This is a genomic window from Pusillimonas sp. (assembly GCF_035515275.1).
GTDB lineage: Bacteria > Pseudomonadota > Gammaproteobacteria > Burkholderiales > Burkholderiaceae_B > Pusillimonas.
Genome location: NZ_DATJBQ010000063.1, coordinates 1 through 21,640, shown reverse-complemented (window position 1 = coordinate 21,640; position 21,640 = coordinate 1). Strand labels below are relative to the sequence as shown.

The window sequence follows — 21,640 nt, the reverse complement described above, 5'->3', positions numbered from 1 at the left end:
GTTATGGTTCTTGCCGATAGGGCGTACGGGCGACCACCAGGCCCACTACTTGTGCCGCACCTGCCTGCTTGAGGGCAAGGGCTATGGCGTGCATGGTGGCCCCCGTAGTCAGTACGTCGTCGATCACCGCCACCACTTCGCCGTCGAGCCTTTGCGTGCACGCGTAGCGAGCGGCATCCGGGCCGGTGCGGGCAGCGCGGCCCAGACGCTTTTGACTGACCCCTTCGCCAACCCGGCGCAAGGCGCCCGGCCGATAGGGCAAACCCAGCCGGGCAGCCACTTGCCGAGCAATTTCGCCCGCGGGGTTGAAGCCTCGCCGGCGCAACGCCTGGCGACTGGAAGGCACCGGCAGCAAGATTGTAATGCCCTGAACCGGGGGCACCGCCCTGTCCACCGCCTCGGCCAAGGCTGCGGCCATATATCGGGCATGCTGAAATCGCGCCGCGTTCTTAAGCTGCAGTATTAACTGATCGACCGGGGGCTGATAATCGAAGGCCGCTACGACCCGGTCAAAGGCCGGCCTCAGCGCTGCGCAATCCGGGCAGCGCAGGCCTCGCGCCAGAGCCAGCGCGCAAAGGCCGCACCGGGGCAGCAACAGGGGTGGCGACATGTCGTCAAGACAGCCGGGGCATGGCGCGCCGCCCCGTGATGCACCGCGACACAAAGGACAATTGGTGGGCACTTTATCGAGAACCCGGAGCAGGCTGCGAGCCAGCGGCAACCAGACCGGCGGCCGGCGCCGTGATTCGCATCGAATGGGTATATCAGCCATAATGAAATATTGGGTTTTGCCGCTGCACTCCCCTTTCATCACAGCACACCTTGGCCTTATCGGCCACACCCTTACCGTATAAATGTCACAGCCTTCAACCTTGCCACTTGACCCCGCCCACGTCATTCGCCAGTTCGCCCGGCGGGCGCCTTTAGACAAGGCCCAGTTCTTGTACGGCGAGATTGCCCAGCGCATGTTGCAACGCTTAAGCTACATCAAGCTTGCGCCACAGGCGGTGGTAGATGCGGGTTGCGGCGGCGGCCATGCTCTGGAGCCCTTACGCGCGCGCTATGCCGGCATTAGCTACACCGGCATTGATTCATGCCCAGCTTTGGTGAAAGCAGCAACTGAACGCCATGGCGCCCGCCCCAGCCTATGGCAGAAGCTGCGCAACAAACCCACGCCGGCGGCGCAGTTCCTGACAACAGATATGGCCGCAACCGGCCTTTTGCCTGAAAGTCAGGACCTGGTCTGGTCGAACATGGCGCTGCACTGGCACCACCGCCCGCACGAAGCCCTGGCGGAATGGCGCCGTATTCTAAGAACCGGCGGCCTGGTCATGTTCTCGTGCCTGGGACCAGGCTCGTTCAAGGAACTGCGCGAGGCGGTTGGCGCTGCAGGCATTGCCACAGCCATGCCTCAGTTCGTCGACATGCACGACTTCGGCGACCTGCTGATTGAACATGGCTTTGCCGACCCGGTGATGGATCAAGAGGTTCTGACGTTGACCTATCGCAGTGCAGACAAGCTGCTTGACGACCTTCGTATTTTGGGCGGCAACCCAAGCTTGGGGCGAACGCCGCATTTGGTGGGTCGAGGCTGGCGACAACGTCTGCTTGACGCGCTTGAAAGCCGGCGCAACCTTGATGGCACCATACACCTGAGTCTTGAAGTGGCCTACGGCCATGCCTGGCGAGCGGCTTCTGTGCGTACGCCTGCGGGCGAAACGCGCATTTCGGTCGATTCTATTGGGCGCAAGCCGCGTTAAACCTGACGCCAGGATGAATGTCGCTCTGAGCTGTGGTGCGTTGCGCTGTGGGTTCTTGAGACGTTCCCGCGCTGTGGGGCGTTGCGATGCTGGTTCTTGAGACGTTCCCGCGCTGTGGGGCAGGTCTTTTTCGGGCGGAGGCACTCGGCCTTCGGCACGCCTGCCCGTATCGTCCGCCCCTTCGGGCTCCCTTCTACGGGCGCCCGGCTCTCGCGCCAACGCCCGAAAAAGACCTGACCCACATCACAGGAACTGCGATTGGGATCAAAGCGATGTCTTCGTGCTCGGGACGTCCCGAGGTCGATGGCATGGTGACGTGGTGACCTCGTGACCTCGTGACCTCGTGACCTCGTGACGTGATGGCGTGGTGACGCGATTACATCATGGCATCATGGCGCGGTGCATCAGTGAAAACGGCACACCGGGAAAATCAGCGAACAGCGAAATCAGCCGCGCAGTGAGTTCCGTGACACTGACATTAGCCGCATCACAGACATCACAGACATCAGACATCAAACACCATGAGCCACAGCGCTGGCGCCCCTGGCCAAGAAACCCCGAAGCGCTTCAATCATCCTCACTAAGAGGCGTGGGGCGGGGTGGGGTATTTGGGCGACGTTTGCAAGCCGAGCCGGCTGTCGTTTTCGGGGATGCAAGCACGCAGCATGTTTGAGCGGCGCGTTTGGCGAACCACTGGTTCGCCGCCGCGAGTTCTGCGTGCGCCCCGAAAATGATAGACGGCGAGGGAAGCCGGCAAAGCCGGCCGCAGCTGCCGGCGCCCAAATACCCCACCCCGCGCCGCCTTAAGAACTCAAATAACCAGCCGCCAACAAAAAAGCACCCCACCCCGGAATGCTTTTTTACGTCCAAGACTCCAAAAAGCCGATCAGCTACTGCTTTTACGGCGCGAGGTTTCAATACCCAGCTGCTTGAGCTTGCGGTACAAGTGGGTGCGCTCGAGGCCGGTTTTCTCGGACACGCGGGTCATGCTGTGGTTTTCGCGGCCAAGATGGTACTGGAAGTAAATTCGCTCGAATTCGTCGCGGGCGTCGCGCAAGGGCTGGTCAAGCGCAATGCCGCCCAGCAACGAGCCACCGGTGTCGGCCATGGGGGCGGGTTGGGAAAGCTCGGGTACGGGTACCGTGGTTAGCGGCTGTGTGTATGGGTCGGTTGGCTCGGGCATGCGCGTGGTGGTAACCAGGCCCGGGGCAGCCATGGGGCGCGCCAGGCCTGACGCAATGGTTTTAAGCAGCTTTTGCAGCGTAATGGGCTTCTCGAGAAAATCGACGGCGCCAATACGCGTAGCCTCGACAGCCGTATCGACCGTAGCGTGCCCGCTCATCATGATGACCGGCATATCGAGCAGGCCCTGCGAGGCCCACTCTTTAAGCAGGCTGACGCCATCGGTATCGGGCATCCAGATGTCGAGCAGGACCAGGTCGGGCCGACGCCGCAACCGGGCCGCGCGAGCCTCGGCCGCGTTCTCTGCGAGTTCAACCGTGTGTCCCTCGTCGTAGAGAATTTCAGACAATAGTTCGCGAATACCTATTTCGTCATCAACAACCAGGATTCTGGCCATAAAGCTTCACCTATGTTTTTTCCGCATTATCGTTCGCTTGCTCTTCTGAGTCTACCTCAGACCCGGCATCGGCAAGTCGGGTAAAGAGGATGGAAATGCGTGCGCCACCCTCACGTCGATTCGCAACGTCGATACGACCGCCGTGCTCTTCGACGATTTTCTTGACAATGGCAAGGCCCAGGCCCGTGCCGGTTGTCTTGGTCGTGACGTAGGGCTCGAACACCCGCGCCAACACTTGCGTATCGAACCCGGGACCATTGTCTGACACGGTAAGACGCACACCCTGACGCTGGCCGCCGTCTTCACCGCCGGACTCCATCAGGCGGGTCTGCACCTGAATGCAGGCTTCTTCGATGGGCTGATTCTGACACGCTGCATCGCGCGCGTTGGCAACCAGGTTGTGAATAAGCTGGCGCAATTGAGTGGGGTCGCCCTCGATAGCCGGCAAGCGCGCCTCAAAAAGCGCCTCGATGCGAACACTGCGTGTGTCGCCGCGCAGCGCGCCGCCGGTCGGATCCCAACCATACAGCATCAACACGTCGGCAACCAATTCATTGAAGTCGACCTTTTGCATTTGAGCCGGCGGAGTGCGCGCATACTCACGAAAATCATCCACCATCTGCTTGAGAGATGCCACCTGGTTGACGATAGTATTGGTCGATCGCACCAGCATGGCGGCGTCGGTTTCGTTAAGCCGGTCAGCCAGCTTCATGGCCAGGCGCTCGGCCGAAAGCTGAATGGGTGTCAGGGGGTTCTTGATTTCATGTGCCAGACGTCGTGCCACTTCGCCCCAGGCCACCGTACGGTTGGCAGAGATCACCTCGCTGATGTCGTCGAACACCACCAGGTAACCATTGCCCCGACCGTCGACGGTTAAATGGGTGCCCCGCGCCAGCAGCGTGACTTCGTGGTGACGCCCGTTCTCACGCCCGCTGTTTTCACCATCAAGCTCAAGCTCGAACTGCTGTTGCCAGTAAGGCTTCTCGGAACCCACCGCGGCATGAGCGGCAAAGGCCTGCCGAATAAGCTGGGAAAGCTTGAACGCGCCGTCGACCGTCTCCAACGGCCTGCCCTTTACCGAACGCAGGTCGACATTGAGAATGCTTTGGGCACCCTGATTGAACAGATTGACCCGGAAGCTCTCGTCAAACACCAGCACCCCCGACGACAGGTTACTGAGTACTGACTCAAGATAAACGTTAGAGCGCTCGAGCTGGCGACGATTGTTCTCGACCATATGCCGCGCTTCGTCCAGCTGGCGGGTCATGGCGTTGAAGGAGCGGGTCAGCTGGCCGACTTCATCTTTTTCGGGCGGTTCAGGCAAGGGCCGGTAATCGCCCACCCCCACCGCCTGGGTTCCCGCGGCCAAAGTAAGCAAAGGCTGAACCAGTCGACGCGACAGTGCCAAGGCCACCACCACCGCCGCGAACACAGCCAGAATCAGCGCCAGCGTCAGCGTAATGCCGTACAACTTGCGCAGCCCCAGGCGCGATAAAGCAAGCTCCTGGTAATCGCGAAAGCCCTCTTGAACCTGGTTGGCGTTGCGGGCAATTTGTTCAGGCACGGGCTGAATCACTTGCAACCATCGTGTTTCGGGCGACACGCCCAGGGCAGAGGGGGCCCGATCCAAAGAACGTATCGGCAAAACGACACGCAGATGCAAGCCTGTCGAGGCATCGGCTGCCTCGGCGTCCAGTTCGGCTGCGGCCTCGTCGGCTTCGGCGGCCTCGTAGGTGCGCGACACACGCAAATGGCTCAACACATGTTGCGGGGGACCGTCGGGTATCAGTTGCCCGTAATCCGAGGACGAGAACGCCACCAGGCGGCCGTTGCCGGTAAAAATCATGGCTTCGGCAACGCCATTGGTTTCACGCAGCCGCGTAATGGCCACGGCCATGTCGGCATCGCTGGTGTCGTTCAACCCCGAGGCTATGACCTTTGCGCGATCTCGCACCTCGGTCAACTGGGCGTCGAGCGCGGCCCGCCCCAGGTTCAAGCCTGCCTCCAAAGCGCTGTCGACCCGCACGTTGAACCAGGACTCGATCGACTTGGACATGAACTGAACGGACAGCACGTAAATAAGCGCCCCCGGCAAAACGCCGATGAGCGCAAAGGACAGCGCAAACCGTGCCGTAAGCCGGGCCCCGAACTGACGGCGGCGAATCTGACGCAGTAACCGGGCCGCCAACACCCCGACCCAGAAAACAAGGGCCACCGCCAGCACGCCGTTCAGCATAAGCAGCAGATCGTACTGCTGCGCGTAGCGCGAGGCATTGCCGGTAGACCACGCGAGCAAGCCCAACAGCGCTATCGCGCTAATGGCGGCGACCAGCAGCGCCAGGCGCAACCCCCATCTCAGGAGGGCTGGTGATCGCCGTCGGAGATCGAAAATTGAAAATCTTTCCATGGAGTGGCTAGAGACCAGGCGCTGCTGTTGTAAGCGTCTATTTGGAAGGGACGCGGCAGGCGCGACGTGTCGAGCCTGACTCTGATGCGCCCGTGATATTGCTCGTCGATGTCGAGCTCGTCAATGTCGGCCACCGCCCAGCCGCGAATGTTGCGAACAAATGAAAGAGCGTCGTCGAACGATGAAACGGGAATCGAAAGCTCGCCTGAACCTACGCGCCACTGCCGCGTCAACGCGTTGTAAACAATGCGCCAGCCCATTTCCTGATCGACCACGTTTCGGTCAAACCACCACCAGCGCGGCGTCGTAATTTTAAGATCAGCCGCAAAATAAACCGGCACGCCTTTTTGGGCGGCCGTGCGCAACTCGGCACTGACGTCGAATTCGACATCGGCATCGATATAAAGATGGCCCTCTCGCACCACAGGGTCGACCCGCACAACCTGTTCCGACACGGGTTGGGCCACAGTGGTGCCCGCGCCCATTAACGCGACAAACAGACACAACACGAGTAACGACCAAAGCCGGTAAACCATGAGCTTATGTATAGAGGTGCCGCGTAGGCACCATGGTTGACGCCTTAAGCATGCTTAGCAAACAACGCATAAAAAAACCCATCGTACAGTGCCCGGCCGCCTTCGTCCGGCAAAGGCAGTATCTGCCCCGGCGCCGGCAAGCGCTGAGCGTCGGCATGGCTGCTTAGAAAACGCTGCGCCTGGCGCTCGCCTTCTTGAGGGAAAATCGAACATGTAGCATACAGCAAGCGGCCACCGGGCTTTACGGTGCGCCACAAGGCGGCAATAATTTGCTGTTGCAGGGCAGCGGTTCCGTCAATGTCGGCCTCGCGGCGCAGCCAGCGGATATCGGGGTGTCGCCGTACCACCCCCGAGGCCGTGCAGGGCACATCGGCCAGCACCAGGTCAAAAGGCCGGCCGTCCCACCATGCCTGAAGCTCGGCGGCGTCGGCGCAAACCAGTTGAACGTTACTTTGACGCAGCCCGAGCCGGTCAAGGTTGTGCCCCACCCGTTCGAGCCTGCCTGCGTCGCTGTCCAGTGCCAGCAGCTCGACCTGTGCCATTTCAAGCAAGTGGGCGGTTTTACCCCCGGGCGCCGAGCAGGCATCCAGCACCCGCGCACCATCAAAAGGTTCAAGCAAGGCAGCGGCCTGTTGAGCCGCTGCGTCTTGAACCGACCACCAGCCTTGGTCGAAGCCCACAATGTCGTGTACCGGCCGGGCCTGCGCCAGCACAAGGCCCGCCCCGCCCAGGCGTTCGGCTTGAATACCTTCTTGCGCAAAGCGCTGCAGAAGTGCGTCAACCGAGGTGCGTCTGAGGTTGACACGCAAAGTCATGGGTCCGGGTTGATCGCCCGCCGTCAGCAAAGATTCCCATTGTGCGGGATACGCCTGCTGAAGCTGCTTGACCCACCACAATGGGTAGTTCCAGCGCGCCACGGGCTTGCGCAAGACCTGAGTTAAAATATCGTCGCGTTCGCGCGTGTATCGGCGTAAGGCGGCATTCAGCAACCCCTTATAAGGTTGCATGCCCGGCGTGTTCGAGGCCGCCCGCACAGCCTGGTCTACCACAGTATGTACGGTATAAACCGGAACATGAGCGCCGCGCTCGGCCGCTGCGTCATTGGGGCGGGCAGCTTCAAGCGCCGTATCCAGCAATGCGATCGATACCTGCAGCAAAGCATCAAACAAGGCATTGGGCGGGGTACGCCGAACCAATACGTTTTTTATTTCTGTTGCCAGCCCGAGGCGCCGCATGACATGGAAGGTAATCGCCTGAACCGCTGCGCGCAAATGCGTCGGCGTGGCGGTCAGTGCGTCGGACAGCGACTTGCCCGCGTGCACCGCCTGTACGGCGCGCGCGCATGCAAGCATGGTGTCGGACAACGCAATGCGTTGCGGGGGGGAGTCGTTAGCGGGCACGGGCTGCGTTCATCCAGATGCAATATCTATCTGTGCGGACTTTATCATCAAATGGGCGTGCGCTTCATCCGCGCAAACTCAAAAGCCAACATCTTTACTACCGAGCCGAATGGCTCAAGAGGTAACCAATGAGCTCTCCTAAAGTGGGTTTCGTCAGCCTGGGCTGCCCCAAAGCGCTGGTCGACTCCGAACGGATCCTGACGCAGTTGCGCACCGAGGGCTATATGATCACGCCCGAGTACGACAATGCCGACGTGGTGGTGGTCAACACTTGCGGGTTTATCGACAGTGCCAAGGCCGAATCGCTGGAAGCCATCGGCGAGGCCCTTGCCGAAAACGGCCGGGTCATTGTTACCGGCTGTATGGGCGTCGAAGAATCGGTCATTCGCGATGTTCATCCCTCGGTCCTGGCGGTAACCGGCCCTCAGCAATACGAAGAGGTGGTGCGTGCGGTGCACGAAGCGGCTCCACCCAACCTTGATCACAACCCCTACGTCGATCTGGTACCCCCGCAGGGCATCAAGCTGACACCCCGCCACTATGCTTATCTTAAAATTTCCGAAGGCTGCAATCATCGGTGCAGCTTCTGCATTATTCCATCGATGCGCGGCACGCACGTCAGTCGACCAATAGGCGATGTGCTTGGCGAAGCCGAGCGGCTGGTCAACGCCGGCGTCAAAGAGCTTCTGGTCATTTCGCAAGACACCAGTGCCTACGGCGTCGACGTCAAGTTTCGCACCGGGTTCTGGAACGGACGCCCGGTTAAAACACACATGACTCAGCTATGCGAAGCCCTTTCCAGCTTTGGAGTATGGACGCGACTGCACTACGTGTACCCCTATCCGCATGTGGACGAGGTCATTCCCCTGATGACCGACGGCAAACTGCTGCCTTATCTTGACATCCCCTTCCAGCACGCCAGCCCCCGTATTCTTAAGCTGATGAAACGGCCGGCCTTTGAAGACCGCACGCTGGCCCGCATCAAGCAGTGGCGCCAAGCGTGCCCAGACCTTACGTTGCGCTCGACCTTCATTGTCGGTTTCCCGGGCGAAACCGAAGCCGACTTTCAGTACCTGCTCGATTGGATGAGCGAAGCACAGCTTGATCGCGTAGGGTGTTTTCAATACTCGCCCGTGGAAGGCGCCAAGGCCAACGAGCTGCCAGACCCCGTGCCCGACGAGGTCAAGCAAGAGCGTTGGGAGCGATTCATGGCGCATCAGCAGGCCATTTCCACTGAGCGTCTGCAAGGTAAGGTCGGCAAAGAGATCAGCGTGCTTATCGATGCAGTGGATGAAGACGGCGCCATCGGCCGATCAAGTGCCGACGCACCCGAGATCGACGGGAATGTTTTTGTAAGCGGCGCCGACCATGCGCGGCCCGGCGACATGCTGCGCGTGCGCGTCACCGACTCGGACGAATACGATCTATACGGCGATTTCGTCAAATAGATCAGTGCCACCGTTTGAGGCCTGCTGGGCAAAAACCCTATGGCAAATGCCTCAAGAATTACTTGCAAAAGCAGCCTGGCTGGTTAAAACTTCTGCTAGCTTAGGTTGCGGCTCCTTGTACCGGAAGACGGTCGGCCGGCGCCTGCTTACTCAAGGAGTTTCAGCACATGTCATCCACTTCCTGCGACGATCTGGGCAAACTGATCCTACGGCTCAGCCTGGGCATTCTTGTTCTTATGCACGGCATTGCCAAGCTTTCGGGGGGAATCGGCGGCATCGAAGGCATGCTTGTGGCACAAGGCCTGCCCGCTTTCTTTGCATGGGGCGCATACGTGGGCGAGGTGATCGGACCCATACTTATTATTGTGGGCCTTTACTGCCGCGCGGGTGCGCTGCTTATCGCCGCCAACATGGTCGTGGCCATTATCCTGGCGCACAGCCACCAATTGTTCATGATCAACAATACCGGCGGCTGGCAGCTTGAGCTGCAAGGCATGTTTCTGTTCACCGCCATTGCGCTGGCCTTCCTGGGTGCAGGCGCATACAGCATAGGCGGACGTAACGGCCGCTGGAATTAAATGTGAATCACGCAGGCGTTAAGGCTGCCAGCCCTGTATAAACGTGGCAACGGGCTGGCGTTTTCCGCCTGCTTTCTGAAGTTCAAGCAGGCGCAATACCCCTTGCGCCGTGGCCACGTCTATGCCTTCGGCCGAAGCTGACTCAACCTGCCCCGGCTGGGCCTTGGCGGACGTCGCCAAAGCCGTGGCCTTCCAAATCTTTGTCGGGTCATCTAGCCCCGGCAGCAACATAGTGGTGCCCGGAAAAGGGTTAAACGCCCTGACACGCCGCGCAAGCTCGACCGCAGGGCGCGAAAAATCAAGCGGCGCCTCAGATTTTTCGAGCTTGGCCGCATAGACCGCTGCGGCATCGTCTTGCGTGGTTCCTGCCAGCGGGCCGTTTTGTAGGTGGCTGACCGCGTCAATAATGGCTTGCGCGCCCAGAGCCGCCAGATCGTCATGCAGGCTGGCTGAGGTGTGTTCCGGGGTAATGGGTATGGCCCTGGTCAACAGCATGTCGCCGGTGTCCAGTCCCTCGTCCATCTGCATGATCGTGATGCCGGTTTGTGCATCGCCGGCCTCGATGGCACGCTGTATGGGTGCGGCCCCGCGCCAGCGCGGCAGCAGGCTGGCGTGGATGTTAAGGCACCCGTGGCGGGGCAGGTTCAGCACCCAACTGGGCAAGATAAGGCCGTAGGCTGCCACGACCATAAGATCGGGCGCGGCGTCGAGCAAGGCTTTTTCAGCAGCGGAAGCGTCATCGGGAAACTTGCCGTCCAGCCGTAGGCTGCGTGGCTGCCACACTGGAATACCGGCCGCCATGGCGGCTTGCTTCACAGCGCTTGGCATCAGCTTCATACCCCTTCCGGCGGGCCGGTCGGGCTGGGTAAGAACCAGGGGGATACTATGCCCTGCCTGAATCAGGGCGTTAAGTGCCTGACTGGCGAACTCGGGCGTGCCGGCAAAAACAATGCGCATACCCGCTAAGCCTTAAGCGCTTCGCGTTCTTGCTTGCGGATTCTGGTTTTGATGCGGTTTTGCTTGAGTGACGACAGGTACTCGACAAACACCTTGCCCAGCAGGTGGTCGAGCTCGTGCTGCACGCACACGGCCAGCAGGCCTTCGGCGTCGAATTCAAAAGGTTCGCCTTGCTCGTTCAGGGCGCGAACGTGAATGCGCGCTGCACGCTTGACCTCGTCGTAAACACCGGGCACCGAAAGACAGCCTTCTTCGTAGACCTGTTGTTCATCGCTTTTCCAGGTGATTTCGGGGTTGATGAGCACCAGGAGGTCGTCGCCTTGTTCGGAGACGTCGATGACCACCACGCGTTCGTGCACATCGACCTGAGTGGCGGCTAGGCCCACGCCCGGCGCGTCGTACATGGTTTCGGCCATGTCGCGAACCAATTGCCGAATGCGGTCGTCAACAACCTTGACCGGTACGGCCACCTTGTGCAAGCGAGGGTCTGGATAGCGAAGAATGGGAAGCAAAGCCATGAAAAACAGTCCGAAAATCGTCTAACTGATTATAACAAAAAGGGTTTTGCCGGCTCGAGCCCGAGGCACGCCAATGCAGGGCAGCACTTTCTCTGTGTGACTTAACCCGCCACGGGTGTGCGCCTGAAACGCAGCAATATGCCAAACTTGCGCCATGCACACATTTGCCTCCAAAGACGAACTTGCCGCCTGGATACGCCTCACCCTGGAGCCGGGCATCGGCGCAACCGGTGCTCGCACCTTGCTGGCCGCCATCGGCCTGCCGCAAGAGATATACGGCGCCTCGGCCGGCACCCTGGCCAAACACGTGCCGGCCGAATTTGCGTCCCAACTTCGCAAGCCCGCCACGCCCGAGGCGCAGGCATTGATAGAGCGCACGCTGGAGTGGCTGGCTGAACCGGGCCACCACATGCTGACCCTGGCTGATCCGGCTTACCCGGTCGCCCTGCTTGATACTCACGACCCGCCAACGGTGCTTTATGTAAACGGCCGACCCGGCCTGCTGAATCAACCCGTCATTTCGATTGTGGGGGCACGCAACGCAACACCCGGCGGGCTGGACAACGCCAAGGCGTTTGCCCACTACCTGGCGGGCCAGGGCTGGTGCATTGCCAGCGGCCTGGCGCACGGCATCGATACCGCCGCGCATCTGGGTGCTTTGCAGGCGGGGCCCCAAGGCGGCTCGACCATTGCCGTCATGGGTACGGGCATCGACATCATCTACCCTTCGGCCAACCTCGAACTGGCGCATCGTATCGCCCACGAGGGCGCCCTGGTCTCTGAACTGCCGCTGGGCACACCGTCGGTGCCGCACCAGTTTCCCCGACGCAACCGCATTGTTGCCGGGCTGGCCAAAGGCGTGCTGGTTGTCGAGGCGGCAAGGCAAAGCGGCTCACTGATCACGGCCCGCCTGGCTTCAGAGCTGGGCCGTGAAGTGTTCTCGATACCCGGCTCCATACACTCGCCCCTGTCGCGCGGCTGTCATGCGCTAATACGTCAAGGCGCCAAGCTGGTCGAATCGGGCGAAGATATTGTCGAAGAGCTGGGCCAGCCGGCGGCCGCCATACAAAACCACCAGGCGGAATCTCCACCGTCGGGCAATCTTGTCTTGCCCCCGGGCCAGTCATTGAGCCGGCGGCGGCCCCCCCGCAGCAGCAGCAGCAGCAGCAGCAGCAGCAGCGCACAAGAGACCCAAGGCTCATTGTTTGCCGCCGGCTCGCCCGAGGCTCGAGTACTGCAATCGCTGGGGCATGACCCGGTCGATGCCGATACACTGCAGTCACGCACCGGCCTGACGATGGCAGCACTCAACGCGCTTCTGCTTCGGCTCGAATTGGACGACGCCGTGACCCGCCTGGACGACGGCCGCTACCAGCGGCGTTAAAATGGCGGCCCAACCCTGCCGCCCTGCTTCTCAAGACCGGAACCTACCCGATGCAATTACTTCATTCGACACGCCCAAGTGCTGAAGAGCACGCCGCCCTGCTGGCCGACCTGGGGCCCTTGCCCATTGAAGGCAAAGCCTGGCCGACATGGGTCAAGATACTGATCTGGGTGGTGATCACCGCAATAGGCGTGCAGTTCATACGGGTAGCGATGGGTTTTGAAGCCGAACAGGTCAACCCCTTCATGGCCGGCACCATTGTCATTACCTTTTGCGGCTTGCTGCTGATTGCACGCGTCATGGCGATTTCAACCACACGCATTACCGAAGAAGGCATCGAGCAAACCTGGATCACCAAACGCGCCATCGGCTGGAATGACATTCAGTTTGCCAAATTTGTACCCATGATCGCGTCAAAAAGGCTGATCTGCTTTACCGGCCGCAGCAGGCCGGTAATTTTCCAAAGTGGCACTCCGGAACTGCACAAGGCATTCGCCAAAATATCGCTGGTATATCGGCGCCGCTAGGCGGTGGCCGGCCCGCCAAGCGGGCCTGATCACAGAGCGTCTGCTGCAAGCCTGGTCAGCGAACCGGCAAGGGGTACATCAAACCGCCGTCGGTCCACAAGGCATTCAAGCCCCGCGGTATCTTCAGCGCGCTTTGCATGCCCACATTTCGTTCAAAGCTCTCGCCGTAGTTGCCGACCTGTTTAATAATGTTGTAGGCCCAGTTCTCTTCAAGCCCCAGGTTTTTGCCCGAGCCCGGCAGGGTGCCCAACAGCCGCCCCACAGCCGGCGCCTTGCTCTGCAGGTGCTCGTCAACGTTGCCGCTGGTCAGACCCAGCTCTTCGGCGCCGGTCATGGCGTGCAGGGTCCATTTCACGATATTCAGCCAGGCATCGTCACCCTGACGAACAAAGGGCCCCAGCGGCTCTTTGGAAATCAACTCGGGCAACACCACGTAAGCCTCGGGATCCTGCATGCGGGAAGCCCTGATCGAGGCCAGGCCGGAGGCATCGGTGGTGAACGCGTCGCACCGTCCTGCGGCAAACGCATTGACCACCTCGTTGAACTGCTCGATAACGACCGGCCGATATCTAATGCCATGGGCACGAGCCCAGTCGGCCATCGTGTTTTCATTTGAGGTGCCCGTTTGCATGCAGATCGACGCCTGGTCGAGCTCTTTGGCGCTGGTCACGCCAAGCGACTTGTGCACCAGGAAACCTTGCCCGTCGTAAAAATTGATTCCCGCATGAATGACACCCAGCGCCGTGTCACGCTGTTGTGTGACGCTGGTATTGCGCGCCAGCAGATCGATTTCGCCAGACTGCAGTGCTGTAAAGCGCTGCTGCGAATTAAGCGGCACCGCCTTGTATTTGTCTGCGTCGCCCAATACCGCTGCGGCCACCGCGCGGCAGACATCGATATCCAGGCCCCGCCAGACCCCTTTGTCGTCAGGGCTGGAGAACCCCGCAAAGCCGGTGGTGACGCCACACTGCACGTGTCCCCGCTGTTGGACGACCTCGAGCGTGCCGGCCTGAGTGTGCGCGCCGAACAGCAAGGCCGACACCATAAGTAAACCTTTGAAATAACGCATGCCTGCTCCTTCTGTATGCGAGTGAATCGGCCGCATCTTAACGCGACCCAAATAGGGCGGAACCGACCCTGACCTCGGTCGAGCCCTCGGCAATTGCCCATTCAAAATCGCCGCTCATGCCCATTGAAAGACGCTCCAGCCCAATATGCCCTTGATCCTGCATTCGATCGCGCAGTTCACGCAGCAAACGAAAGCAAGCGCGCACCGCGGTCTCGTCGGGCGAGTTGACCGCCATGGTCATCAAGCCCCTGACCCGCATGGTGGGCAAATTGCGCAGACGCAGCAGGAAAGAAGCCAGCTCGGCGGGGTCGAGCCCAAACTTGGAGGGCTCAGGGGACGTTTTTACCTGCACCAGCACGTCAATGCTTCGGCCTTCGAGTTGAAGCCGCGCATCAAGGGCTTCGGCCAACGACCAGCGATCAAGTGACTGAACCTCGTGGACCAGGCGCGCCGCCTCTTTGGCCTTATTGGTCTGCAAGTGGCCGATCAGCACCCATTGCGGCTGCAGGTCGGAAAGCTCGATGTCCTTCTGGCGTATTTCTTGCATGCGGCTTTCTCCGAAGCGGCGTATGCCCAATGCCGCAGCTTCTCTTAATGCCTTTGGGGGAAAGGTTTTGCTGACCGCCAGCAACTGGACTTCGTCGGGCGAACGGCCGGCGCGCAGGCAAGCTTGTTCGATACGCCGGCGAACTTCGGCCAGACGGTGTTCCAAAGAATCGCACATGGTTTTATCTGGATGGCATAATCAGACGGCGCGGGGCCCATTGCCCCACGACAAATCGGGATGGCGCCCACTGCTTCGGGCATGCAGGCGCAGCCCACAGTTTAGTGCAGTTGCCGCCACCGCAGCGCCCTTGCCTTCATCCACTTTTAATGCACGCCCCATGAACGATTCGGCCCACCAGATTTCAATGACCATTTTGATGACGCCCGACATGGCCAACTTTTCGGGCAATGTGCACGGCGGCGCCATACTGAGGCACCTGGATCAGGTCGCATACGCCTGCGCCAGCCGATACGCGGGCACGTACGTGGTAACACTTTCGGTCGACCAGGTCATGTTTCGCCAACCCATCCATGTGGGCGAGCTGGTCACCTTCTATGCGTCAGTCAACTATACCGGCCGCACATCCATGGAAATCGGCATCAAGGTGGTGACCGAAGACATTCGACGCAAGCTGGTTCGACACACCAACAGCTGCTACTTCACCATGATCGCGGTAGACGAAGACGGCGTCCCGGTGCCTGTACCGCCGTTGCAACCTGCAGACGACGAGGCACGCACCCGATATCAGGCAGCGCAGCTGCGGCGGGAATTGCGCCAGGAAATGGAAAGCCGCTACCTGACGATCAAGGCGAACAAGTAATTACTTACAGCCAGGCCCGGCATCCACAAGATCATGCCTGCCGCCGTCTGGTGCGTGGCGCGATCGACCAAAGAACACATAAGGGTCGGCAAAACCGGCCTCCGGTATAGGGCTTGCAAAGAGGACAGTTCGAGGCGTGGTGCCGACAGATGGAAATACTTAATCGTTTGGTGTTTTATGGCGCCAGAGCATTTGGGCTTGATGCGCCCTGCAGCTGACGACTCGACTCGAACCTGCGAAGCTCGCCTGTGAACGGATCAGCAAATTCCACCGCCCTGGCCAGCAATTGCAATGGCCTTGCGTAGTCATCTGCCTGCTCGGCCGGGCGCCAGACCGGATAAAACCCATCGTTGCGAATGGGAATACCCAGAGCATGCATATGGGCGCGCAACTGATGCTTGCGTCCGGTGACAGGCAACAGCCGGTAGCGGGCCCAGGCCCCATCACGCTCGATCAGTTCGATACGGGTCTCGCTATTGGGCTCGCCTGCTACTTCATGCATGATGAAATGCGAGCCGCTGGGCTCGAGGCGGCTTCGGTATACGCAAGGCAGGGCCAGGCCATGACGCCAGGCCGCGATGGCTTCGTACTCTTTGGTGACCTGGCGCGACTGGAAGAGGCGCTGATACGCGCCACGGGCGGCGGGGTCTCGACAAAACAGCATCACACCGGCAGTGTCGCGGTCCAGCCGATGAACGGGCGTAAGCTGCGGCAACTCCAGGCTATCGCGCAGCCGCGTCAGGGCGGTTTCGCGCAAGTGGCGTCCACCGGGAATACTGGCTAAAAAATGCGGTTTGTCGATGACGACCAGGTGAGCGTCCTGGTGCAAGACGGCAAGTTCGAAAGGCACTATCGGTTCGTCGGGCACCATGCGGTAGTACCAAAGCCAACGATCAGGCTGGTAAGCTGCGCCGGCTTGCTGTGCAACCCCGCGTTGGTCAACGATTTCGCCGCTTTCCAGTCTTTGGCGCAATACCTCAGGGGGTATAAAGCGAAATCGCTCTACCAAAAACTCGAGCAAGGTTGACCAAGAGCCGGGTGGCAAGTAAACACGGCTGGGCGCAACGCCGTCACGCACAGGCAGCGGCGCGCCCGCCATCAGGCGTGCGTTACGCTGGGACCTCATGGCAGTCCGGCGGCATCTTCTTTAAAGTCGGCCTCGTCCATTACGTCGCCCCGCCGATCGTCAGCCTTGCCCTGCTCGTCGAGGTCGGGCTCAGGCCTGTCGGCCTGTGCCTGCAATTCGTCCAGCTCGAGCAAGCCTGCTTCGTGCTCGAGTTGTGCCGCCCCCAATATGTCGCCCTCTTGCGTATCAGGGCCAGGTTCCGCCGACGGCACGGCCACCACCAGCTCGAGCTTTTCAGTATGAAAATCGGTATGCAAGGCGTCGAGCTCGGGCATGACCTTGTTGGCCTTGGCCGAAAGCTCGTTGAAACGCGAAGCCTTGCCGTACAGGCCCTGACGACCCGCCAACGAGGTAACCGTGCGGTTGTAGTGATTGCTGACAGTGCCCAGAGTGTCGCCCAGTTTTTTCAGGTTCTCTGCCACGACGACAACCTGGTTATAGATTTCGCCGGCGCGTGCACTAAGCTCGTGGGCCTCTTGATTGCTTCGTGCGACGCGCCACAAGTTGGCCACTGTGCGCAATATGGGCATAAGCGTCGTGTGCGACACCATGACCACGTTACGCTGGTAGCCGTAGTCGAAAAGATCGCGATTGTGCTTGAGCGCCTCGATGTAAGCAGGCTCAATAGGCATGAACATCAGGACAAAACTGGGGCTGCGCATGCCGATCAGGTTGCTGTAGTCTTTGCGCGAAAGATCGTCGATGTGGTTGCGCACGGCCTTGACGTGGGCATCAAGCGAAGCCATCGCCTCGGCCTCGGATTCGGCCCCCACGGCACGGTCGTAATCCACCAGCGAAACCTTGCTGTCGATGACCATATGTTTGTCGTCGGGCAGCTTCACGACAAAGTCGGGGTGACGGTAATTGCCCGCCTCGTCCTTGAAGCGCGCCTGGGCTTCGTAGTGGTCACCCGGTACCAGACCGGCCAGTTGCAAGGTACGCTCGAGCTGGATCTCGCCCCAGTTGCCGGTGGTTTTCTTTTCGCCCCGCAGGGCGTTGGCCAGCGTGTTGGCCTCAGAGCTCATCTTCAGGCCGATGTTCAGCACCTGTTTTATTTCGGTGCCCAACGCCGCGTGACCCTTTACCGATTCGTCGTGCACCTGATTGATGCGCTGCTGGAACCCTTGAATCTGCTCGCGAAACGGCTTTAAAAGAGCATCGAGCGAAGTCTGACTGGCCTGGGCAAACGTTTTGCCTTTTTCTTCCAGGATCTGGTTGGCCAGGTTCTGGAACTCTGTTTTGAGCTGCTGACGAGACTGCTCGAGCGATTGCTTGAGCTCTTCGTAGCCGGCCAGCTTCTCGGCGTGGGTGGCCTGCAGGCCCGACAGCTCTTTTTCGGTCTCTGCCAGCCGCTGCCTTGCTGCATTCAGGCCGGTCTCTTTAGCGCCAAGGGCTTCGCGCGCCTCGACCAGGCGCTCGCGCAGGCCCGCCGCATCGCCCTGCAGGTGGGCGAGCTCGCGATCAAGACGGCTGGTTTCTTCGGTGGATGCCTGCAAACGCTGCTCGGCTTGGTCAAGATCCTCTTGAAGGCGCTGCAGTTGCAGCAGATGCTGTTCGTTGAGCGACTCTGTAACGGCCAGCCGAGACTCTGTTGCCGCCGATGCACGCCGTGCATAGATGAAGTGAGTCGCAATACCAACCAGCAACCCCACAAAAAACAGCAGGCCGCCGGCCAGCCAAGAAGAAACCTGTATCACGATGCCCTAGTCCTACGTAGTGTGTTTTTTAACGCCGAAGCAGTTTTCAAGCGCCGGAAACGTGCCGGTGCGCACTTCTTCGGCGTACTGCCCCACTGCCTGACTGATCAGCGCGCCCACGTCGGCAAATTGCCTGGCAAACTTGGGGATGCGCCCGCCTGTCAGGCCGAGTATGTCTTCGGTGACCAGAATTTGCCCGTCGCAATCGGGCGACGCGCCGATACCGATGGTTGGTATGGACACCGCCTGGGTGATGCGGCGGGCCAGGCCTTCGGCCACCCCCTCCAGCACCAGGCCGAACGCACCCGCTTTTTCGTGAGCCAGGGCGTCTTGAAATATTCGCTCGGCCGATTCGTCGGTCAGGCCCTGGGCCTTGAAGCCCCCCATGGTGTTTACGTATTGCGGCATCAGCCCCACGTGAGCCAGCACCGGAATGCCGCGCTCAACCAAAAACTGGGTGGTGGGCGCCAAGGCAGAGCCGCCCTCCATCTTGATGCCGTCAACCCCCGACAGCGCCAGCATGCGTGCCGCATTCTGGAACGCCTGCTGAGGCGATTCTTGATAGGTGCCGAAAGGCATGTCGGCGATGATGCAGGCCCGCTGGGTGGAGCGCACCACCGCAGCCGAGTGGGCCGCCATTTGCTCGAGCGTAATGGCCAGTGTACTGGGCATGTCGTAGCCGACCATGGCGGTAGAGTCGCCGATGAGGATCATATCAAGATGCTGATCAAGCAAGCGCGCAAATGGTGCGCTGTAGGCCGTCAGCGACGCGATTTTCTTTTCGCCCTTGTAGGCCATTAATTGGGGCACGCTGATGCGCTTGACTTCAGTATGGATGCTCACGTCCTGCTCCTTCAAAATAAACGGCACGCCACGGCCTGCACCTGAACCGGCCTTTGCCGGCAGGCGTGTTTTTTAACATACGTATAATCAGTCTCGACAAGCCTGTGTCCGAATCTGGCGCAAGGTCCAGCATAACCCGTTCAAGCATTACGGAGAGAGCTCTATGTCCAATATTCTAAACACCGTTACGCTGCACGATGGCAACGTGATGCCTCGATTGGGCTTTGGCGTGTGGCAGGTCGAAAACGACGTGGCCGCCGACACAGTAAAAAAAGCCATTGAAACCGGTTATCGCCTGATCGACACCGCAGCCATTTACGGTAACGAAGAAGGCGTTGGCGCGGGAATACGCGACAGCATCGACCGTAAAGAACTGTTTATCACCACCAAGGTCTGGAACGACCGCCACGGTTACGACGAAACCCTGGCCGCGTTCGACCAAAGCATGGAAAAACTGGGTCTGGACTACCTGGACCTGTACCTGATTCATTGGCCCGCACCCAAAATCGGGTTATACGTTAAATCGTGGGAAGCCCTGATCCGTCTACGCGACGAGGGCCGCGTCAAATCGATCGGCGTCTCCAACTTCAATCTCGACCACCTGCAACGCCTGCTTGACCAAACCGGCGTGCTTCCGGTGGTAAACCAGATCGAGCTCAACCCGCGCTTTCAGCAGCCCGAATTGCGTGAGTACCATGCCGAACACAATATTGTTACAGAATCGTGGAGCCCGCTGGGGCACGGCCTGATCTGGGACAACGCCACGCTGAAAGCCGTTGCCGCCAAGCACCGACGCTCGCTGGCCCAGATAGTACTGCGCTGGCATCTGCAGCTAAATTGCGCAGTGGTAACCAAAACAGTAACGCCCGAACGCATGCGCGAGAATTTCAATATTTTCGATTTTTCACTCGACGCCGACGACATGGCGGCCATAGCAGCGCTGCACGACGAGTCGGCCCGACACGGCCCCGACCCAGAGCGGTTCCGGCTTCCGAAGGTCGATTAAGCGCCGCTGCAGTAACCGGCGCCCGGCCGCATCACTAAGCTCGCAGCTTGCGGCGCCCTTGCACCACCCGGGTCACTATCCAGGCAGCCAGCCCTGGCGCCAAAGCAAACGCCAGCAACAAGGCCAAAGCGGCACGGGCTGTTCCGGGCACGCCGCCAGGGTCGGTAAACCCTGCAGCATTGATGATGACACCGCCCACGGCGGCGCCCAGCGCCATCGCGTACAACTGAATCGTGATAATGGCGGACGACGCCATGTTTTCTTGCCCTTTGGGCGCCAGCTTGAAGACATGGGTCAGCAGATGAGGCCAGCACATACCTATGCCCAAGCCCACACCCAGCAAGGGCACGCTGAGCACCCAGCGTAACGTTTCCTCGTTCAGTGTCGGCCACGGCAGGAGGAGCCCCAGGGCGGCCAGCGACACAGCGGAAATTACCGGTCCGGCCCTGACGAAAATATCTGCCGTGGCAGGCGTACGGCTGGTGCTGGTAATGGCGCCTATGGTCCAGCCGGCGGACATCAGGGCGCTTAAATACCCTGCTGCCAGGGGCGTATGCCCATGGAGCACTTGCAGAAAATACGGCACAAACATTTCGACGGTAATACCGATGCTGAGCAAGGCCACGCAGGCATACATACTGCCCAGGCGATTCAGGTGATAGGCCCCATTAGGCATAAGCCGAGTCGGATTGCGGGCGTCCAGATAAGCGACGCCCGAGCCGATGATCAGTGCCGCGGCAAGGCCCAGGGTGTTCCAGCCCAGACTCGGCGACAGGCTGGCCACGGACACCACCATGACCGACACCACCAACAGCCCGATTTGAGCCATGGGAATGCGCACCGGATTCGAAGAACGTGGTACCGACGATTTGGCTGCAATTTGGGTCTGGACCAGAACAGCCAGGAACACGGCGACCGGCAACACCGCACCAAACGCCCATCGCCAATGACCGGCATCAGCAAAAATGCCGCCTATGGCCGGGCCGGCCAAAGTGGCCACACCCCACATGCTGGACACCAGCGCCATGGCTTTCGGCCAAAGGCGCTCTTCGAAGACAATGCGTATGGACGAATAGCTTAGCCCCAGCAGCAGCCCGCCCCCGAAACCCTGCAAAGTGCGACCGATAAGCATCGAGCCCATGGTGGGGGCCAGCGCACACATGGCGGTACCGGCAGCGAAAACCACAATGGCCGTCTGAAAAGCACCGCGCGGGCCGAGCTTGTCGAGTGACTTGGGAGACAAGGCCGAACTGAGTATGGACGCCACCACGAACAAGGTCATGTTCCAGGCGTAATACGACAGACCGCCAATGTCGCGCACCACTGATGGCAATATGGTTGCCACAATATATACATTGACGGCGTGCAAGGCGACACCACCGGCCAAGGCGATGGAGCGCAAGCCGTTTCGGCCACTAAGTAGCTCGGACCATGAAGC

The 21,640-nt window shown here is 60.2% G+C and carries 20 protein-coding genes; 7 read left to right on the top strand and 13 right to left on the bottom strand.

Going from position 1 to position 21,640, the window contains the following annotated elements:
- Position 1 precedes the first annotated feature (1 nt).
- The gene (locus tag VL003_RS04535; RefSeq protein WP_325440008.1) at positions 2-610 is read right to left on the bottom strand and encodes a ComF family protein; all 609 of its coding nucleotides are present in this window, start codon (positions 608-610) and stop codon (positions 2-4) included.
- Between the two features lie 244 nt (positions 611-854).
- Here VL003_RS04535 and VL003_RS04530 point away from each other — a divergent pair, with 244 nt between their 5' ends.
- Positions 855-1,760: a methyltransferase domain-containing protein gene (locus VL003_RS04530; protein WP_325440006.1), complete on the top strand. Its 906-nt coding sequence runs from the start codon at positions 855-857 to the stop codon at positions 1,758-1,760.
- An 886-nt stretch (positions 1,761-2,646) separates the two neighbouring features.
- Here the strand turns inward: VL003_RS04530 and VL003_RS04525 are convergent.
- The 4 genes from VL003_RS04525 to rsmB are packed head-to-tail and all read right to left on the bottom strand — an operon-like array spanning position 2,647 to position 7,634.
- Positions 2,647-3,339 carry a response regulator gene (locus VL003_RS04525; RefSeq protein WP_325440004.1) on the bottom strand — a complete coding sequence of 231 codons (693 nt, stop codon included), beginning with the start codon at positions 3,337-3,339 and terminating at the stop codon, positions 2,647-2,649.
- Between the two features lie 10 nt (positions 3,340-3,349).
- A complete protein-coding gene (locus VL003_RS04520) occupies positions 3,350-5,698 on the bottom strand; it encodes a sensor histidine kinase (protein ID WP_325440056.1) in 2,349 nt (782 codons plus the stop codon).
- Positions 5,695-6,282: a DUF4390 domain-containing protein gene (locus VL003_RS04515; protein ID WP_325440002.1), complete on the bottom strand. Its 588-nt coding sequence runs from the start codon at positions 6,280-6,282 to the stop codon at positions 5,695-5,697. Before VL003_RS04515 ends, VL003_RS04520 begins: the two co-directional genes overlap by 4 nt.
- 44 nt (positions 6,283-6,326) lie before the next feature.
- Entirely contained in the window at positions 6,327-7,634 is a 1,308-nt protein-coding gene (gene rsmB, locus VL003_RS04510) for a 16S rRNA (cytosine(967)-C(5))-methyltransferase RsmB (RefSeq protein ID WP_325440054.1), read from the bottom strand.
- A gap of 176 nt (positions 7,635-7,810) precedes the next feature.
- Here rsmB and rimO point away from each other — a divergent pair, with 176 nt between their 5' ends.
- Entirely contained in the window at positions 7,811-9,130 is a 1,320-nt protein-coding gene (gene rimO, locus VL003_RS04505; RefSeq protein ID WP_325440000.1) for a 30S ribosomal protein S12 methylthiotransferase RimO, read from the top strand.
- 167 nt (positions 9,131-9,297) lie between these two features.
- The gene (locus VL003_RS04500) at positions 9,298-9,708 is read left to right on the top strand and encodes a DoxX family protein (protein WP_325439998.1); all 411 of its coding nucleotides are present in this window, start codon (positions 9,298-9,300) and stop codon (positions 9,706-9,708) included.
- A gap of 18 nt (positions 9,709-9,726) precedes the next feature.
- On the opposite strand, the gene fmt is transcribed toward VL003_RS04500, so the two are convergent.
- On the bottom strand, positions 9,727-10,665 hold the full coding sequence (fmt, locus tag VL003_RS04495; protein WP_325439996.1) for a methionyl-tRNA formyltransferase: 939 nt from the start codon (positions 10,663-10,665) through the stop codon (positions 9,727-9,729).
- A 5-nt stretch (positions 10,666-10,670) separates the two neighbouring features.
- Entirely contained in the window at positions 10,671-11,183 is a 513-nt protein-coding gene (gene def / locus VL003_RS04490; RefSeq protein WP_325439994.1) for a peptide deformylase, read from the bottom strand.
- A 154-nt stretch (positions 11,184-11,337) separates the two neighbouring features.
- Here def and dprA point away from each other — a divergent pair, with 154 nt between their 5' ends.
- Together dprA and VL003_RS04480 are read left to right on the top strand one after the other, a co-directional pair.
- Positions 11,338-12,567 carry a DNA-processing protein DprA gene (gene dprA, locus VL003_RS04485; protein WP_325439992.1) on the top strand — a complete coding sequence of 410 codons (1,230 nt, stop codon included), beginning with the start codon at positions 11,338-11,340 and terminating at the stop codon, positions 12,565-12,567.
- A 50-nt stretch (positions 12,568-12,617) separates the two neighbouring features.
- Positions 12,618-13,094: a hypothetical protein gene (locus tag VL003_RS04480; RefSeq protein WP_325439990.1), complete on the top strand. Its 477-nt coding sequence runs from the start codon at positions 12,618-12,620 to the stop codon at positions 13,092-13,094.
- 55 nt (positions 13,095-13,149) lie between these two features.
- Here the strand turns inward: VL003_RS04480 and VL003_RS04475 are convergent, their stop codons facing one another.
- Both VL003_RS04475 and VL003_RS04470 read right to left on the bottom strand, forming a co-directional pair.
- Positions 13,150-14,163 (bottom strand): amino acid ABC transporter substrate-binding protein, encoded by a 1,014-nt coding sequence (locus tag VL003_RS04475; RefSeq protein WP_325439988.1) that lies wholly within the window; start codon positions 14,161-14,163, stop codon positions 13,150-13,152.
- 37 nt (positions 14,164-14,200) lie between these two features.
- The gene (locus tag VL003_RS04470; protein ID WP_325439986.1) at positions 14,201-14,887 is read right to left on the bottom strand and encodes a YggS family pyridoxal phosphate-dependent enzyme; all 687 of its coding nucleotides are present in this window, start codon (positions 14,885-14,887) and stop codon (positions 14,201-14,203) included.
- 160 nt (positions 14,888-15,047) lie between these two features.
- Here VL003_RS04470 and VL003_RS04465 point away from each other — a divergent pair, with 160 nt between their 5' ends.
- On the top strand, positions 15,048-15,530 hold the full coding sequence (locus VL003_RS04465) for an acyl-CoA thioesterase (protein ID WP_325439984.1): 483 nt from the start codon (positions 15,048-15,050) through the stop codon (positions 15,528-15,530).
- Positions 15,531-15,705: 175 nt separating this feature from the next.
- Here the strand turns inward: VL003_RS04465 and VL003_RS04460 are convergent, their stop codons facing one another.
- From VL003_RS04460 to panB, 3 genes are read right to left on the bottom strand one after another with little or no spacing between them, the layout of a single operon-like run.
- Complete coding sequence (locus VL003_RS04460; RefSeq protein ID WP_325439982.1) at positions 15,706-16,656, bottom strand: pseudouridine synthase; 951 nt, start codon at positions 16,654-16,656, stop codon at positions 15,706-15,708.
- Positions 16,653-18,353: a DNA recombination protein RmuC gene (locus VL003_RS04455; RefSeq protein ID WP_325439980.1), complete on the bottom strand. Its 1,701-nt coding sequence runs from the start codon at positions 18,351-18,353 to the stop codon at positions 16,653-16,655. The genes VL003_RS04460 and VL003_RS04455 overlap by 4 nt, the downstream gene beginning before the upstream one ends.
- A 12-nt stretch (positions 18,354-18,365) precedes the next feature.
- Complete coding sequence (gene panB / locus VL003_RS04450) at positions 18,366-19,196, bottom strand: 3-methyl-2-oxobutanoate hydroxymethyltransferase (RefSeq protein WP_325439978.1); 831 nt, start codon at positions 19,194-19,196, stop codon at positions 18,366-18,368.
- A gap of 163 nt (positions 19,197-19,359) precedes the next feature.
- Between panB and VL003_RS04445 the strand changes: the two genes are divergently transcribed.
- Positions 19,360-20,202: an aldo/keto reductase gene (locus VL003_RS04445; protein WP_325439976.1), complete on the top strand. Its 843-nt coding sequence runs from the start codon at positions 19,360-19,362 to the stop codon at positions 20,200-20,202.
- 34 nt (positions 20,203-20,236) lie between these two features.
- On the opposite strand, the gene VL003_RS04440 is transcribed toward VL003_RS04445, so the two are convergent.
- On the bottom strand, positions 20,237-21,640 hold a 1,404-nt coding region (locus VL003_RS04440), incomplete at its 5' end, for an MFS transporter (protein ID WP_325439974.1).

Bases quoted from the DNA above. Each gene is read 5' to 3' on its own strand.
- VL003_RS04535 (WP_325440008.1), bottom strand. From the start codon at position 610: ATGTCGCCACCCCTGTTGCTGCCCCGGTGCGGCCTTTGCGCGCTGGCT.
- VL003_RS04530 (WP_325440006.1), top strand. From the start codon at position 855: ATGTCACAGCCTTCAACCTTGCCACTTGACCCCGCCCACGTCATTCGC.
- VL003_RS04525 (WP_325440004.1), bottom strand. From the start codon at position 3,339: ATGGCCAGAATCCTGGTTGTTGATGACGAAATAGGTATTCGCGAACTA.
- VL003_RS04515 (WP_325440002.1), bottom strand. From the start codon at position 6,282: ATGGTTTACCGGCTTTGGTCGTTACTCGTGTTGTGTCTGTTTGTCGCG.
- rsmB (WP_325440054.1), bottom strand. From the start codon at position 7,634: ATGCTTGCATGCGCGCGCGCCGTACAGGCGGTGCACGCGGGCAAGTCG.
- rimO (WP_325440000.1), top strand. From the start codon at position 7,811: ATGAGCTCTCCTAAAGTGGGTTTCGTCAGCCTGGGCTGCCCCAAAGCG.
- VL003_RS04500 (WP_325439998.1), top strand. From the start codon at position 9,298: ATGTCATCCACTTCCTGCGACGATCTGGGCAAACTGATCCTACGGCTC.
- fmt (WP_325439996.1), bottom strand. From the start codon at position 10,665: ATGCGCATTGTTTTTGCCGGCACGCCCGAGTTCGCCAGTCAGGCACTT.
- def (WP_325439994.1), bottom strand. From the start codon at position 11,183: ATGGCTTTGCTTCCCATTCTTCGCTATCCAGACCCTCGCTTGCACAAG.
- dprA (WP_325439992.1), top strand. From the start codon at position 11,338: ATGCACACATTTGCCTCCAAAGACGAACTTGCCGCCTGGATACGCCTC.
- VL003_RS04480 (WP_325439990.1), top strand. From the start codon at position 12,618: ATGCAATTACTTCATTCGACACGCCCAAGTGCTGAAGAGCACGCCGCC.
- VL003_RS04475 (WP_325439988.1), bottom strand. From the start codon at position 14,163: ATGCGTTATTTCAAAGGTTTACTTATGGTGTCGGCCTTGCTGTTCGGC.
- VL003_RS04470 (WP_325439986.1), bottom strand. From the start codon at position 14,887: ATGTGCGATTCTTTGGAACACCGTCTGGCCGAAGTTCGCCGGCGTATC.
- VL003_RS04465 (WP_325439984.1), top strand. From the start codon at position 15,048: ATGAACGATTCGGCCCACCAGATTTCAATGACCATTTTGATGACGCCC.
- VL003_RS04460 (WP_325439982.1), bottom strand. From the start codon at position 16,656: ATGAGGTCCCAGCGTAACGCACGCCTGATGGCGGGCGCGCCGCTGCCT.
- VL003_RS04445 (WP_325439976.1), top strand. From the start codon at position 19,360: ATGTCCAATATTCTAAACACCGTTACGCTGCACGATGGCAACGTGATG.